Origin of the sequence: Roseovarius maritimus, from assembly GCF_043355895.2 — a bacterium.
GTDB classification, from domain to species: Bacteria; Pseudomonadota; Alphaproteobacteria; order Rhodobacterales; family Rhodobacteraceae; genus Roseovarius; species Roseovarius maritimus.
On sequence record NZ_JBHFPF020000006.1, the window covers coordinates 1 to 14,145 of the forward strand.

Consider the following 14,145-nt stretch of genomic DNA (forward strand, 5'->3'; position numbering starts at 1 on the left):
CATAAGGTCGGCCATAAGGTCGGACCTATCATCACCTCCTGAAATCCGTCAGGCGGCCCCCGCCGGAGGCATACGATCAAAGCTCTGGAACGCGAAGTCAAGGAACTGCGCACCGCCAACGAGATCCTGAAGAAGGCGTCGGCGTATTTTGCCCAGGCGGAGCTCGACCGCCCGTTCCGCAAATGATCGCCTTCATCGAAGAGCATCGCGAGGTCTTCGGGGTCGAGCCGATCTGCCGCGTTCTGCCGATCGCCCCGGCGACCTTCCACCGTCATGCCGCCATTGCCCGCAACCCTGAGCTGGCCTCGGATCGCGTCAGGCAAGACGGATCGGATTTCGAAGAGATCAGACGCGTCCATGACGAGAGCAGAGGCCGTTATGGCGCGCGCAAGGTCTGGCACCAGCTTCGACGCGACCAGCACGATATTGCGCGCTGCACAGTGAAGCGGCTCATGCGAGAACACGGATTACAGGGGGTTAAACGAGGCAAGAAGAAGACCACGAACCCGGATCCGGCGCAGTCTTGCCCGGATGACAAGGTCAATCGGCAGTTCATCGCGGATGCCCCCAACCAGCTCTGGGTGTCGGATTTCACCTACGTGTCGACCTGGACGGGGATGGTCTATGTGGCCTTCGTCATCGATGCCTTCGCCCGCAAGATCGTGGGCTGGCGCGTCTCAACCTTGATGACGACAGGCTTCGTGCTGCCCTCTCGGCAGATTGCTGCGCAATCGCCTGCCGGGTAACAGATGCCCTGAACCAGGCCATTTGCCAACGGTGCCCAGCAGAGGGAAGCGGGCTTATCCACCACTCTGATCGCGGCAGCCAATATCTGTCCATCCGTTATACCGAGCGGCTGGCAGATGCCGGTATCGACACCTCGGTCGGCAGCGTCGGGGACAGCTATGATAACGCGCTGGCCGAGAGCATCATCGGCCTGTTCAAGACCGAGGTCATCAACTTCCTCGGCCCGTGGAAATCCATGGGCCACGTCGAATGGGAGACCCTGCATTGGGTCAGCTGGTACAACACCGAGCGGCTACACAGCGCCATTGGCTACCGGCCGCCGCAAGAACAGGAGGACGCATTCCATGCGAGCATGAACGCCCTTGAAAAAGCCGCCTAAGTCTTGAACAAAACACTAGCCGGTAAACCCGGGGCGGTTCAAACCTGAAATCAATGGGTCCTGAGCCTCGTTTGCGATACGCTTTTTTCAGGAAACGGTGCCACCTGGATCGAATAAGAACTGTAAATGCAAACGGGGCTATCAAGCGTTGCTCCAAAGCCCCGTTTTAAATCATCTCAGGTCGTCACTTTACACGCACCACCTTCGGCATATCGTAGGTGCCATTCACGATCGGGGCATAGGGTCCGTAGAACCGCGCGGCGAAACGGAACCCGTCAGGCGGAGCCGGAAGCCAGTTCTTGGCTTGCTCCGGATCGGTGGGCTTTTCGTGCTGGATGTAAAACACCAGCTTGTCGTCCTTGGGCGTGATATCACCCGCTTCCAACATGAAACTGTTGACCGTGTAGCGGTTGATTTCGTTCGCAACGAAATAGCCATTAGCATCGTAGATCGGAATCGACCAGAACTGGGTCACTGGCGGCAGATCGTTCATGCCGAAGGTCAACGTGTACTTGTTCTTGCCGCTGAACAACTCGCCATCGGCATCGGTAAACAGGAACCCGCCGACGTGCGATATATTCTTGTCGGGCGCGCCCCAGGCAGCATCCGCGATCACCGCGCGATCCAGCCAGTGGGTCTCAAATCCGCCCTCGTTGCGTGTGATTCCCCAGCCGTTCATGTCGATCATGCTGGTTTTCAACGCCTTGCGGGTATTATCGAACCCGGCTTTGAAACCGGTCTCCAGCGCCTTTTGCTGCTCGGCGGTCAGCGTGTCCCAGTCAAAGGTCAGACCCTTGCCGATGTTGAATGCCTCAAGTTGCTTCAGCATCTCGACTTCCATGAGCGAGTCCGCGTCCGTCGGCATGGTTGGGTCGTTCAAGATGACACTGAGCAGGGTAAAATATTGCTCGGGCGTCTGCTTGTCGACCTGACCGAATTGATATTCAGGCATGCCGTCGGGGATCGGAAAATCGCCCAGAACCTTTTTTCTGTCGGCCTGCGCAATGCCATTGTGATCATTGGCCAGCCAGTCGGCCAGTGGCGTCATGGTTACTTGATCCTGAAGGTCATTGAGGATCTTGAACTCGGCGGCAGAGTTGTTCTCGACCGCCATCCGAACAATGGCAAAGGCCGTCAATGCCGGCCACTTGACGATGTCGGTGGTCGGGAAGTCGGCCGGAACATCGCCGGTGAACCCCGGCGGCACCAGGATATACTTACGCGCCTCCGTACCATTAAACGGCGAACCAACGATCAACCTAAAAATGCCGTACTGATCCTGAATCTGAAGGCTGAAATAGCGATCGGTGATTTCGGGCATTTCCACGACGACAGGGCCTGCGCGCAGATCCAGAAAGCCAGAACCATACAGGGTGGTCGCGTTGGGCGTAACGATAGGGTAGTCTGGGGTGATCTGCTTGCGGATCCAATAGAACTGATTCAGGCCGGGGAGGACCGCGTTGGTCGTTGCCTCGTTCTGGGTGTAGGTCCAGCGGGTGCCGTAATAAATCGCCTGTTGCAGCCCATAGAGATAAGCCTGCGCGGCCACCTCTTCGGGTTTCGGGACGGGTGCCGTGTCATCCGCCTGCGCGGGCATCGCAAAGCAGAGGGCAGCGACGGCCATCATCAGCTTTGATGTCAGGCTTTGAAGTATCATCATTTTCACTCCTTGGTTTACTGTTTGGTCGCGACTCGCCCAGCGCCCTGTGCGCGTAAACCGATGATCCTGCAGATTCTGACCGTAGTCGCAGGCTGGGGTCATCGAAAACAGGCGGCGCGCTTGCCGTGGCGCATGCCGCCCGGTGAGCTGCCTCACCGGGCGGATTGATTTCAGTCGGTCACGCGCTCAATGGAGGGCGCCGTCCAGCTGCCGTTCAACGCGGCTTCCTTTGGCCAGTAGAGACGCAAGACGACCCAGAAGGGACCCTCGGAAGCGGGCAGCCAATTGGCTTCCTTTTCCTTCCCAGGAGATTCGTTCTGGAAGTAGAGGGTCAAACCGCCATCATCGTCCCTTACGAACTGATCCATCATCGTCGAGTTCAAAAGGTAGCGGTCAAGCGGGTTGGCCACGAGCAGGCTTGCCGGAAGCTCGTACATCGTGAGGGACCAGAAAGCGTTCACAGGCGGAAGCTCGTCCGCAGGGAAATGCAAGGTATAGCGGTTCGCGCCGTTCAATGTCTGGCCCGTGGAATCAACGGCCAGAACTGGATACATCGCCTCTTCCTTGGCGTTGCCATAGATGCCGACCGTGCCGAGCCAGCGGTAGAGGTAGTTGTCCCCAAGGAAGTCGCGGCTGCCGAAAATGTCACCGGAGGTGATCTTGCCGACATTCATCTTCTGCACGACGTCAGCGAAATCGGCCAAGGCATCATCGCGGCCTGCTTCGATGGCCGCCGTCATCTCAGGCGAGAGGGTGGAGGGGTCAAAGGTCTTGCCGCCTTCGATGCCGATCTTGGCGAAGCGTTCCCTGAGCGCCGCCTCGCTCTGCACCGGCGGGCTGTAGCTCAGCACGAAGTTCATGATGTTGAAGAACTCAAGCGACGTCTTCTGGTCTTCGGCGCTGAGCGGCTCGATGAAATCCATGTCCGGAGCGGGCGGCGGTGGCGGGGTCCCAAGGAAAGCCGATAGGGGCTGTATCTGGTACTGTGCCTGGATGGCCTCGACATTGCCGATATCGTCGGGGTTGAACAACTGCGTGCGCATCGCGGCCATGCCGAATTCGGTATCGGACGTGTAGACATGGTCGATGCCGTCCGGTGTCTCGCCGGTCCAGCTGGGCCCGACCACCATGATATTTGTGGCATCATTGCCGGTGGTGCGCGACCCTGCGTAACCGATAACATACGTGTACGCATCCCAGATCTGGACGGAATAGTAGCGGTCCGCCTCGATCTTGGGCAGGGAAATCACGATGGGCTCGGCCCGCAGATCCAATCCCGCCCAGGAATAGGGCGTGTCCGAATTGGGCGACTGTACCGCTGTATCGGCGGGCGTGAATACCCTGTTGATGTTCGCGAGCTCGTTCCAGGGGGCTTTGAATTCCGGGCTGCTTTCATCGACGAAAAAGGAATAATTGACGCGGTAGTTGTCGACCAGCGGGTAGCCGTAGGTATAGGCTTCCTTGGCAATTTCGCGCGCTTCTTCCGGAGTGACATCCTGCGCATGAGCTACCGGCGCAAGCAAGGCTGCCGCCGCAACGGCCGCAGCAAGACTGAGGGTTGTTATTTTCATTGAAGATCTCCCATTTGTATTTCTTTTTTTCCTTGCATGACCGTGCCGACAGCGCGGTCGGTAATGTTATTCGAGATCACTTTTGCACCGGCTCCAGATCGCCGACCTTCCAGCTCTTGTCGAACCAGGGCTCAAGCGGTCCATAGAGCCGGAACAGCACGTTGTATCCCTTGCCCGGAATGGTCTGAACCCAGTTGGCTTCCTGACCTTCGGGCGCCTCCGGAGCGAACCAGATCTCGGCGGTACCGTCCGCATCCACGATCATCGCCGTGTCATTGCTGTCCACGCCAGCCATCTTCTGATCGGTCTCCAGAAGGGACCGGGTCTGATTGTCATAGACCACGAAAGACCAGAAATCCTTGGCTGGGATCGGTCCGGGCAGCGTCACCTTGTAGGTCTTGGTTCCATCGAGGTACGCGCCATCGGAATCGCGGACAGTCATCGCATAGACCGATCCCGCGCCGGCCTTTTGGAGGGCCATCGCCGGGGTAATACCGGTGTAGCCGTAAAAGAACATCGTGGCCGCGTCCATCAGCCGCTCAGGCCCGTCCTGAAACAGATAGCTGCCGCCGATGAACGGCGTGAACCATTGACGGTCCTCATAAAAATTCGCGGATGGCTCGCGCGATGCGAAAAGGAAACTCCGCGCCGTGGCGTTGCCCACCGCAGCCGCCTCGGTCAGGATTTTCTCCATCCGCTCGTCAGGTGCAAAGTCCTGACCTTTGCGGATGCCGATCGACGCATAGAGGCCGACAGTGGCGGGGTCTACCCAATCGGCAGGCTCGGCCTGCACAACCTCATTCAGCTCTTCGTAGAAGCTGAAGTCATTGGCGCTGATCGTGTTGAATTGCTGGCCCGATGCATTGACGAAATTGGTCGCAGGCGGATTATCGACGGCAGTCAGCGGATAGACCTTGGTGCTCGACTTCACATGCTCAACCGCAGCGGCGATATCGCCATCTTTCACAAACGCCCGAAAGAACAGAAGCAAAGTATTGGTCCGCGGTTCTTGAACGAAATAACCTGTTTCGGGCATGGCGTCGGTGTTGCCGGGTGGCACAAACAGGTATTTCCCCCCCTTGCCGGCATCCGGCCCGGTCACACCGATATCGTTGACCCAACGAAAGTCTGCGTCATCCACGGGGCCAAGCACGCCGGTCGGCACCTCCATGACCATCGGCCCCTCGGACAGGTCGAAACAGGTGAAGCCGTAAACGGTTGTCGTGTTCGGCGTGAGGAAAAGGGACCGTGCATCCATGAGGTCTTCGGTAATGCCAAAGGCCTCGTTTGCCTTGATGCCGATGCTATCAAAGCCGTTACATACCGCGCGGATCGAGGTGGCGGAAACGCCGGTCAAGAATGCCTGCACGCCGCGCATGAAATCGAGGTTGTCATAGACAAGTTCAACGGTCTTTTCGTCGGGCGCGCCGTCCTTGAAGTTCAGCGTGCCAATTCGAGTGTCAGTGCTATCAGGCGTCGTGATCTTGGCAGGAACATCTGCCGAATAGGTAGCGGTGTTTTGCGCAAGTGATGCAGAGCCTGCAGTCATTCCGGTGGCGCCGCCCACGAGGAGTGCGAGCGCACCCTTGATTGTCAAACGGTTCATTGCCCACGATTCCCTGATGATTCCCCTCGAAGTCATCAGGCTATCCCTCACCCGGCGATGGCTCTGCCCATTTCGCGCCATACTGGGAATGCTGTCTTTAAAATTCCGCCCGGTTCTGTGCCACTGTCCCGTTACAGGTCGAGTTCAGGCGCAAGCACGTCAGGGGGCGCCTTGAAGCAACGAGATAACGGACCGGCGGACTTCCCATCGTGCCTTTTAGCCGGGTTCGTGCAATACGGCGTGCTGAACACGCCACATGTGTGCAACCACATCCAAGCTTCTTCAGGCGATTACCCGATCGGCCTCAGAGGCTTCTGCAATGCGTTGGTTGCGATACTGAGATGGCGTAACGCCCGTGAACCGGCGAAAGGCGCGGGTGAAATGTTGGGGGCTGTCGTAGCCTACCATCATGGCCACATCGATCACTTTCATGCCGGGATCTTCGAGACGCTTGCGCGCAAGCTCGAAGCGCGCCTCCTGAAGGATCTGCGAGTAGGTGCTGCCACTCTGTTTGAGCCTGCGTTGCAAGGTTCGGGCGCTAATACCCGCTATTTCAGCGGCTACCGCTATGTCGATACGGCCCTCGTTGAGATAGGGCTGAATCAATACGCGCATCAACCCAATGAACTCCCAGGCGGATCGAGCATCCTCCACTTCCAATGGCGCCAGCACCGCCGGTGCCTCAGAGGCGGATGTCGGCGGATTGCAGGTTGATCGGGCAAGGTCTGCGCGCGAGACGACAACGGACGTGTTCGGCTGGCCCACCATGATACGGGTGTTGGGAAAGGCCGCCTGGACCGCCGGAGGAGGGCACATGGGGGATACGAAACAAATTTCACTCGGGCACCATGCCGCTCCCATGACACTGCGTATGACGGAAATGACGCCTTGCACGTTCAACCATTCGGCAAAACACAGGAAACGATGCTGACCCAACTCGGTCATGCAGCAGCCAATACGCAAATCATCGCCCTCGTGCCGGATGCTGACGTCAAGGGCACTGTCCTCGAACCTGGCAATCGCAATCACGGCCTCAAGACGCTTCAGGCCGGTTTGTGCGGTCATGATGGCTATTTGATGGGCCGGGCACAAAGAGGCCAGAGAGGCCTTTTGCGCACCCAGCAGCCCTAATTCCATAGGATGGAAATCGTGGCCAGTCCGTGCAACCCACTCAAGTACGACTGGAACGCTCACATAAAGGTTCGGCGTTTCTTCTATGCGTGGAGGCAATAGTGAGCGTGCAAGGTCGCGGTCAACCGGAGCGCCCGCATCGCGGAGCACGGCAATATAGTCGAGCAGATGAGTTGCCCTGACAAGCGCGAGTCTCCCTCCCAAATGCGATCCTCCTCGCGTCGTCGCGCAGATTTTGGCGCGCAATGGTCTGAGCTCTCGATCCGAATCGTTCAACCTGTCGGCACAAGAGCCTTTACCTGAGGTTAGCATACATGGCGCACCGTACGAAGGAACTCGAGCCGGGGCATTCCAAGTTGAGGTCTGTGATCGCCGGACTTGCTCTGGCGGGGAACGTCTCTCTGGAAACAGTCGCTAGACATCTCAGTGTAAGTCCCCGAACGCTTCAACGCAGATTGAATCAACGTGGCGTCTGCTTCTGGTCCTTGGTTGAGAAGAGCCGGTTCGAGATTGCCGCCGCCTTGTTGTGCGACACGGATCTTCAGATCCAGGAGATCGCCAGAAGACTTGGCTACAGCACTCCTGGCGGTTTCAGCCGTGCCTTCACCCGGTGGGCGGGTTGCGCCCCCAGTGTTTTCAGGAGCGCGTGCATCGCGCGCGCCACTCGAAGTAGATTGGCGTGAAATGGGCAGAACTGGCCCAGGTCCATTAGTAGAATGGCAACCTTGAATTGATCGAAATGTGCGCGCTCAGGAAGGTATCCATCACACAAATCGGCCGCCCCTATCACGCATCCTGCAACGCCCGCGTCACTCTCGGGCACCCCGCTTCGGATGCTACCTCATTAACCCATGTTTGGAGAATCCAGATGAAGCTCTCGAAGACAAACACTTGCGGCACCGAAGGATGACACGGGCGATTGGCAGGCCTGTTATACGGCAACGGCCGAGTTTGATCGTCATGTCTGCCTCCGCGGCGGTGACCCTGTCGGCCGGCGCAGCCATGGCGCAGGAGTACCAAAACAGTGTGACGCTTTACGGTCTCGTGCCTTGGGTCGACACGGAGGTGACGGGGAGCGGGGGCAATTCTGCCAATTCGTCCGCCAAGCCAGGTGACATCATCGACGCGCTCGACTTCACTTACATGGTCGCGGGCGAAAGCCGGTTCGGAAAGTTCAGCCTGCTTTACGACGCCATCTACACCGATCTGGGAGAGAGCGGCACGCTGGGCGGGCCATTCGCCGGTCAAACGAATGTCGACGTCAAGATGCAACTGGCCTCGGCGGCGCTCGGCTATGCGCTTTACGAGGAGAATGGCAAATTGCTTCAGGGCTATGGCGGGATCCGCGTGGTCGATGTCCGGACTGATGTCGGGCTGGTTGGTGGTGGCCCGGTCGGCGCCGCGTTTGACGCGAGGATAGACAAGACGTGGGTCGATCCGATGATCGGGCTTCGCGGTCGCATTGAACTGAATGAAAAGGTGTCTCTGGGCGGCTTTGCAAGCATCGGCGGATTCGGCGTCGGGTCCGATATTTCCTACGATATTTTTGGCGGGTTTGAGTATGCGCTCAGTGATCGGTTCAGCGCCAATGCCGGATTTCGCTATTTGAGCTTCGACTATGACGGCGACACTGCTGATCTTGAGCTTGAAATGTACGGCCCCGTTGCCGGGATAACCCTGCGTTTCTGACTATGACAATTGGGGACAATGAAATGAAAATCAGCTCGGCAAACACAAACGCGAAGACATCAGTACCCTCTCGAGGGGGGGGGATGCCGATCGAAGGCAATTCTGGCTGCCAGCGCATCTTTGGTCTGCGCAACTGTCGCGCATGCACAGGACACCGACTTGGCCAAGAAACTGGCCAACCCGATTTCCTCTCTGATCAGCGTTCCATTTCAATGGAACTACGACTCGAACATCGGACCGGCGGATGATGGCGAGCGCGCGACCCTCAATATCCAGCCGGTCATTCCGATTTCGCTGAACAGCGACTGGAATTTGATCACGCGCGTGATCCTGCCCGTCACGTCGCAGAGCGACATCTTTCCCGGTGCCGGCGATCAGTTCGGCCTGGGTGATACGACTGTCAGCGCGTTCTTCTCGCCTGTTCAGCCCGCTTTCGGAAAATGGATCTGGGGCGTGGGACCGGTCGCGGTATTGCCCACAGCCACGGACAGTCTGCTGGGCGCAGAGAAATGGGCGCTCGGCCCGACGGCGGTTGCTCTGACGCAATCGGACGGATGGACCATCGGTGCTCTGGCCAACCATGTCTGGTCCGTCGGTGGTGACAGTAGCCGCGCGGATATCAACAACACGTTCCTCCAACCTTTCGTCTCCTATACCTCTGCCACCGCGTGGACATACACCCTCAACACCGAAACCTCCTACAACTGGGAGTCCGAGGAGTGGTCGGTTCCCATAAATGCGCAGGTTTCGAAACTAACACGGATCGGGGATCAACCGGTTAGCATTGGCGTCGGCGCGCGCTATTGGGCCAATAGCACGCCGACCGGCCCCGAAGGCTGGGGCGCGCGTGCGTTTCTCACCTTCCTGTTCCCGAAAGGATAATGACACGGCCAATTGGGGGAGCGTGTGAATGAACAAGCAAGCCTCGGAGATCTGGATCCGCCGACCCGGTCACCGAAACCGCGATCGCGCCCGCCAGATCGCGCATCATCCGGGGTGTCTGGTAGATGAATGAAGACCCGACCATCGAGGCTGCAAGGATTTCGCGCGGCGGCCTCTACTACAGGATGCAGTCGCGGCTGGGCCTTGTGGAGGAGGATCAATTGCGACCGGTTACCCGGGCGCTTTTGTTTGTCCTGATTGCATGGGGTGCGCCTGTGGTCATCAGCATCTTCGAAGGATCGGCGTTTGGAGACACTTCCGAGACATCTTTCCTTCTTCACTTGCCCGTGCTGTCGCGATTTCTTGTCGGGATTAGCCTGCTCATCGCGATGGAACCGGTGGCGGAACGTCAACTCGCGGCAGTTCTGAACCCTCTGCTCAGCCGCCCACTGCTTGCGACCGGCTCGCAGGCAGCGGCTGCATCTGCGGCGACCCTTGCCGTGCGACGCCGCAATTCCTCCTTGGCCGAGATCATCTGCTTCCTCATAGCCTGCGGGTTCTCAGTTGGAGCAGCTTACACACTTGGGGCCTTTGATGAGGCCTCCTGGGTCTTTACCATTGGCAGTGGCGGAGACCGTTTTTCTTACACTGCTCTTTGGTGCCTATGGGTCAGCAGCCCGATATATTTTTTCCTCGTGGCGCGCTGGATTTGGCGCATCGTCGTCGTGGGGTTGTTCCTGAAGGCGATTGCCGCGCTGGAGTTGCGGCTGACGGTCACCCATCCCGACGGTGCCGGCGGGCTCGGCTTTGTGGGCGCATTTCCAAATACATACACGCTCTTCGTTCTTGCTCTGAGCTGCAACCTGGGGGCGGCAATCGCGGGACATCTGAACGCAGAGACCATCAGCGCAACCACTTTTACCGCGGTAATGGTCATCTGGGTTCTGATCACGAACGGCCTGCTCGCCTTACCGATGCTGTTCTTCACCGGACCCCTTCAAGACCTCCAGCAAAGAACGCAGGATATCGCGCAGGCCCAGGCCACGCGATATCACATCGCCCAGGAGCATAGCGTGTTGCAAGAGAGCATCAGTAAGGCGTCCGAGGACGAGATATCGTCGGAGAGACCCGTGTCGGACCCCGGTGCGATATTCAAGGCCGCCAGAAACCTGTCCACAGTGCTGATCCAGCGCATGGCACTTCTGCCTATTTCTGCGGCGGCAGTTCTTCCCGTCTTCGCAGCCGGCGCGACGCAGCTACCCCTGAAGGATCTGTTTCAGATCCTGCGCAAACTTTTGTTATTCTAAGATGATGTGACATGAAAACAGGTTCCATCCGGCCGTCGACCGGCACGTGGCTCAAGAAGTACCTGTTTGACTGCTCTTTATTCTCGGAAATCCATCCCCATTGAGGAATTGTTGTATGTTCAGTCTCAGCTCTCGCTTTCCAACCAAGGAATACTTGCAGAGCATCGGTCGTTCTCACGGCGCAGGCGGTCCGCGCACTGTTCTGTCAGCAGGCTTCTCTCCGTTCGTGAGGCTTCGAAATGCATTCAGGCAGGGCGGGCTTTCACAAGCACGGGCCGCAACGTTCAGGCGGGTCGTGGCGCTTTGGGTTATTTGCCTCCACGCCATTGCTGGAGATCCCGGGCCGGTGGTGGCCGCCGAGAGCAACCTGGATCACAAGCTTTCTCCCCTGAACAAGGCATCCTCCAAGCCGGAATTCGGCCTGCGAAGCGGATCGGTGATTGTCGCGCCGGTGCCGTTCAGCGACCCGATGATCGACAGCGGGCTCGCGATAGGGGCGGGATACCTCTTCAATATCGATGAAGGGTCGGATACGTCCATGCTGGGTATCGGCTACCTGGGCTCGCAAAACGGGTCAACGGGCTACGGACTGACCTTCAATCTGAACTTCATGGAAAATCGGTGGTCCATTGGTGCCACCTACATCGATGCGGATATCAACTATGATTTGATATCGCGGTTCGGAACGCTCCCCATCGAACAAGAGGGCGAGTTGATCAAGCTCAAGCTCCTCTATGGCATCACCCCGGAATTTCATCTCGGGGTGAGTGCGCGTTATCTTGAATCCACCATAAGATCATCGGACCCGATTTTCCCGAGCCTCCCCACGAATATCCGATTGCCCGATGGCTTCAGTTCGGTCGGCTTTGGCGTTGTCGCGGATTACGCGCGACTGGACGAAAAGATCTATCCCACCTCCGGTTTCAACCTTTCGTTTTCCGGCACCTACAACAAGCCGTCCAACAGATTTGGGAAAGAGTACTTCAAGTCCATTCTGACCTACGACAAGTACTTCACTGCCGGCGATGACGGCGTTGTCGCGGTCCGGTTGGCCGGATGTTCGGCCCCAGGACGTGTCCCTTTCTACGATCTATGCTCACTGGGCGGCACAGACTCGTTCCGCGGCTTCAACATCACCGAATTTCTGGACAATGCACTTCTATCCTCGCAGGTCGAATATCGCAAACGGCTGGGAAAACGGATAGGTGTGGTCGCCTTCGGCGGCGTGGGCGCCGTCGGCGGCGGATTTAATGATCTGGATGACGTTGGATCAGCGGTAGGCTTGGGTTTGAGATACCGGGTATCCAAGAAATTCCCCGTCGACTTTGCAGTGGACGGCTCCATCAGCGACGAAGGCGACAGCTTGCTCTACATCTCGGTGGGACAAAGGTTCTGATGACGGGCAACGGAGTTTAATCAGCGGATTGCGACTGTAATATAGCGTACCACACTTGGTCTGCTCACACTCAGTGCCTGCTGAGGATTTTGCCAACAGATCTCCAACAGTAAAGAGCCGTTGTATGCCTTATTTGACAGGAACCAACATTGGACGTTGCGGTGGCCCAAATCCTGGCCGTATGGACCTCTGAGCGCGTGTCTGGTGTGGTAGTGGAAAAGATCCTTAATCTGGCTTGAATGGTAGCTTTAATGTAAGCGTCAGCTGACCCCCACCTGTTCTGGATCGGCCGTTTCTGAGAAGCCGGTCTTGTTTTGGAACAGGGATGGAGTTTCTCCATGGAAGATACGTTGGAGTTTTTCCGGTCGAGGCGGAGCTGATGTCTCCACCGCGGGTCGACGGCGGTGGCCTGATGATCTGAAGGCCCGGATCGTCGCGGAGACCCTGGAGCCCGGAGTGACGGTTCGCGAGGTTGCCGGGAGGTATGGCGTGCGCGCGAACCGGATTTCGGAATGGCGGAGGCTTGCGAAGGACGGCAAGCTGGTTCTGCCGGCCGTGTCGGAACCTCCTGGATTTGCGCCGCTGATGCTTTGCGATGAGGATCCTTCGTGTTCATCGCCGGAGACCACCTCGGCCCCGGAGGCACCTTCGATCGAGATCATCGTTGGTGAAGTATCCATTCGCTTGAAAGGGAACGCTTCGGCAGCGCAGATTGCCGAGATCGTCCGGGCTGTGGGCTGCCGAACATGATGATGCCTTCACACAGAGTGCGCATTCTGGAGGTGACGCAGCCGGTCGACTTCAGGAAGGGGCATGACGGGCTCGCCGCACTGGTACAGTCGGTCCTGGAGGAGGACCCGTTCACCGGCACTGTGTTTTTGTTCCGGGCGAAGCGAGCCGACAGGCTGAAGATCCTCTTCTGGGACGGTAGCGGCCTGGTAATGGCTTACAAGCGATTAGAGGAAGCCACCTTCACCTGGCCGGCGGTTCGGGACGGGGTGATTATGCCGAACCGAGCGCAGTTCGAGGCGTTGTTTGCCGGGTTGGACTGGCGCAAGGTGAGGGCGCTGGAGACTCGCCGCCCGGCTGCGGCAGAATGAATCAGGCTTGGAGAATGGCGCGCACCTGACGCCGTTTTTGGCTATCCTGCGGCCATGTCCACCGCCGCCACCATCGACCTTTCCGCCATCCCCGAGGCGCAGCGCGAAGCTGTCACCGTGTTGCTGCGTGAGCGAGATGCGCTGAAGGAGGCCAACAGGCGCCTCGAGCATCTGGTCGCCGAACTCAACCATGTCGTCCACGGAAAGCGGTCCGAGAAGCTCAGCGAGGATGACCGGCAGCTGGCTTTCGAGAATCTCGAGATTGCGGTAGCCGAAGCCGAGGAGAAGCAGGAGGTGCAAGCGCCGTCCGAGAGCCGGCGCCGGCGTGCGGCCCGGCGCAATCGGGGCAAGCCTCGGAAACCGCAGCCGGATAGGCCCTGACATAACAGGCGTCGCTGTGCGGCAGATCGAGGGCAAAGAAATGCGCCTTCTGCTCGACACCACCGATTATGACCATCGCCTCATCTAAGTTTGCTAAGTGTTTACGCCGCTTACGAACGTGGTGTTGGAACGCCCTCTAAAGTTCGTAGACGATAGTCGGCGATTGAGGAATCTGGCGGTGCGAGAAAAAACACTTCAAATTAAGACAAGAATGCTTTGGGGCGTTAACAAATATCGGATGGCCGCTTTTTTGTGGCTGTGTCTCGCGCCGCTTTCCGCGACAGCGCAGGATATAA

General features: G+C 58.1%; 11 protein-coding genes, 2 pseudogenes and 1 other annotated feature. Of the genes and pseudogenes, 9 read left to right on the plus strand and 4 right to left on the minus strand.

Annotated elements, in window-relative coordinates:
* Nucleotides 1–66: 66 nt before the first annotated feature.
* Nucleotides 67–1,126 (plus strand): annotated as a pseudogene (locus ACEWPM_RS12010) (IS3 family transposase); the annotation flags it as partial.
* Nucleotides 141–257 (plus strand) — a sequence feature (AL1L pseudoknot). Its footprint overlaps the pseudogene before it by 117 nt.
* 184 nt (nt 1,127–1,310) lie before the next feature.
* Here the strand turns inward: ACEWPM_RS12010 and ACEWPM_RS12015 are convergent.
* The 4 genes from ACEWPM_RS12015 to ACEWPM_RS12030 all read right to left on the minus strand — a co-directional run bounded on the left by ACEWPM_RS12015 (nt 1,311) and on the right by ACEWPM_RS12030 (nt 7,298).
* Nucleotides 1,311–2,942 carry a DUF1254 domain-containing protein gene (locus ACEWPM_RS12015; protein ID WP_393964113.1) on the minus strand — a complete coding sequence of 544 codons (1,632 nt, stop codon included), beginning with the start codon at nt 2,940–2,942 and terminating at the stop codon, nt 1,311–1,313.
* 14 nt (nt 2,943–2,956) lie between these two features.
* Complete coding sequence (locus ACEWPM_RS12020) at nt 2,957–4,357, minus strand: DUF1254 domain-containing protein (RefSeq protein WP_393964112.1); 1,401 nt, start codon at nt 4,355–4,357, stop codon at nt 2,957–2,959.
* Nucleotides 4,358–4,433: 76 nt separating this feature from the next.
* Nucleotides 4,434–5,963, minus strand: a complete 1,530-nt coding sequence (locus ACEWPM_RS12025) for a DUF1254 domain-containing protein (protein WP_393964111.1) — start codon at nt 5,961–5,963, stop codon at nt 4,434–4,436.
* Nucleotides 5,964–6,245: 282 nt separating this feature from the next.
* Nucleotides 6,246–7,298 carry an AraC family transcriptional regulator gene (locus ACEWPM_RS12030; RefSeq protein WP_393964110.1) on the minus strand — a complete coding sequence of 351 codons (1,053 nt, stop codon included), beginning with the start codon at nt 7,296–7,298 and terminating at the stop codon, nt 6,246–6,248.
* Between the two features lie 110 nt (nt 7,299–7,408).
* Between ACEWPM_RS12030 and ACEWPM_RS12035 the strand changes: the two genes are divergently transcribed.
* The 8 genes and pseudogenes from ACEWPM_RS12035 to ACEWPM_RS12070 form a co-directional block, all read left to right on the plus strand.
* Nucleotides 7,409–7,777 carry a helix-turn-helix transcriptional regulator gene (locus ACEWPM_RS12035; RefSeq protein WP_393964109.1) on the plus strand — a complete coding sequence of 123 codons (369 nt, stop codon included), beginning with the start codon at nt 7,409–7,411 and terminating at the stop codon, nt 7,775–7,777.
* 277 nt (nt 7,778–8,054) lie between these two features.
* Entirely contained in the window at nt 8,055–8,783 is a 729-nt protein-coding gene (locus ACEWPM_RS12040; protein WP_393964108.1) for a hypothetical protein, read from the plus strand.
* A 159-nt stretch (nt 8,784–8,942) separates the two neighbouring features.
* The gene (locus ACEWPM_RS12045) at nt 8,943–9,665 is read left to right on the plus strand and encodes a transporter family protein (protein ID WP_393964107.1); all 723 of its coding nucleotides are present in this window, start codon (nt 8,943–8,945) and stop codon (nt 9,663–9,665) included.
* A gap of 125 nt (nt 9,666–9,790) precedes the next feature.
* Nucleotides 9,791–10,972 carry a hypothetical protein gene (locus tag ACEWPM_RS12050; protein WP_393964106.1) on the plus strand — a complete coding sequence of 394 codons (1,182 nt, stop codon included), beginning with the start codon at nt 9,791–9,793 and terminating at the stop codon, nt 10,970–10,972.
* A gap of 115 nt (nt 10,973–11,087) precedes the next feature.
* Nucleotides 11,088–12,368, plus strand: coding sequence for a BamA/TamA family outer membrane protein (locus tag ACEWPM_RS12055; protein ID WP_393964105.1), 1,281 nt, complete (start codon nt 11,088–11,090; stop codon nt 12,366–12,368).
* A gap of 309 nt (nt 12,369–12,677) precedes the next feature.
* Nucleotides 12,678–13,118, plus strand: coding sequence for an IS66-like element accessory protein TnpA (gene tnpA, locus ACEWPM_RS12060; protein WP_420768021.1), 441 nt, complete (start codon nt 12,678–12,680; stop codon nt 13,116–13,118).
* Nucleotides 13,115–13,468, plus strand: a complete 354-nt coding sequence (gene tnpB / locus ACEWPM_RS12065) for an IS66 family insertion sequence element accessory protein TnpB (RefSeq protein ID WP_393962626.1) — start codon at nt 13,115–13,117, stop codon at nt 13,466–13,468. Before tnpA ends, tnpB begins: the two co-directional genes overlap by 4 nt.
* A gap of 54 nt (nt 13,469–13,522) precedes the next feature.
* A pseudogene (locus ACEWPM_RS12070) lies at nt 13,523–13,816 on the plus strand (transposase domain-containing protein); the annotation flags it as partial.
* Between the last annotated feature and the right edge of the window lie 329 nt (nt 13,817–14,145).

Coding starts and splice junctions, on each gene's coding strand:
- ACEWPM_RS12020 (WP_393964112.1), bottom strand. CDS start 4,357: ATGAAAATAACAACCCTCAGTCTTGCTGCGGCCGTTGCGGCGGCAGCC.
- ACEWPM_RS12040 (WP_393964108.1), top strand. CDS start 8,055: ATGTCTGCCTCCGCGGCGGTGACCCTGTCGGCCGGCGCAGCCATGGCG.
- tnpB (WP_393962626.1), top strand. CDS start 13,115: ATGATGATGCCTTCACACAGAGTGCGCATTCTGGAGGTGACGCAGCCG.
- ACEWPM_RS12035 (WP_393964109.1), top strand. CDS start 7,409: ATGGCGCACCGTACGAAGGAACTCGAGCCGGGGCATTCCAAGTTGAGG.
- ACEWPM_RS12050 (WP_393964106.1), top strand. CDS start 9,791: ATGAATGAAGACCCGACCATCGAGGCTGCAAGGATTTCGCGCGGCGGC.
- ACEWPM_RS12055 (WP_393964105.1), top strand. CDS start 11,088: ATGTTCAGTCTCAGCTCTCGCTTTCCAACCAAGGAATACTTGCAGAGC.
- ACEWPM_RS12025 (WP_393964111.1), bottom strand. CDS start 5,963: ATGAACCGTTTGACAATCAAGGGTGCGCTCGCACTCCTCGTGGGCGGC.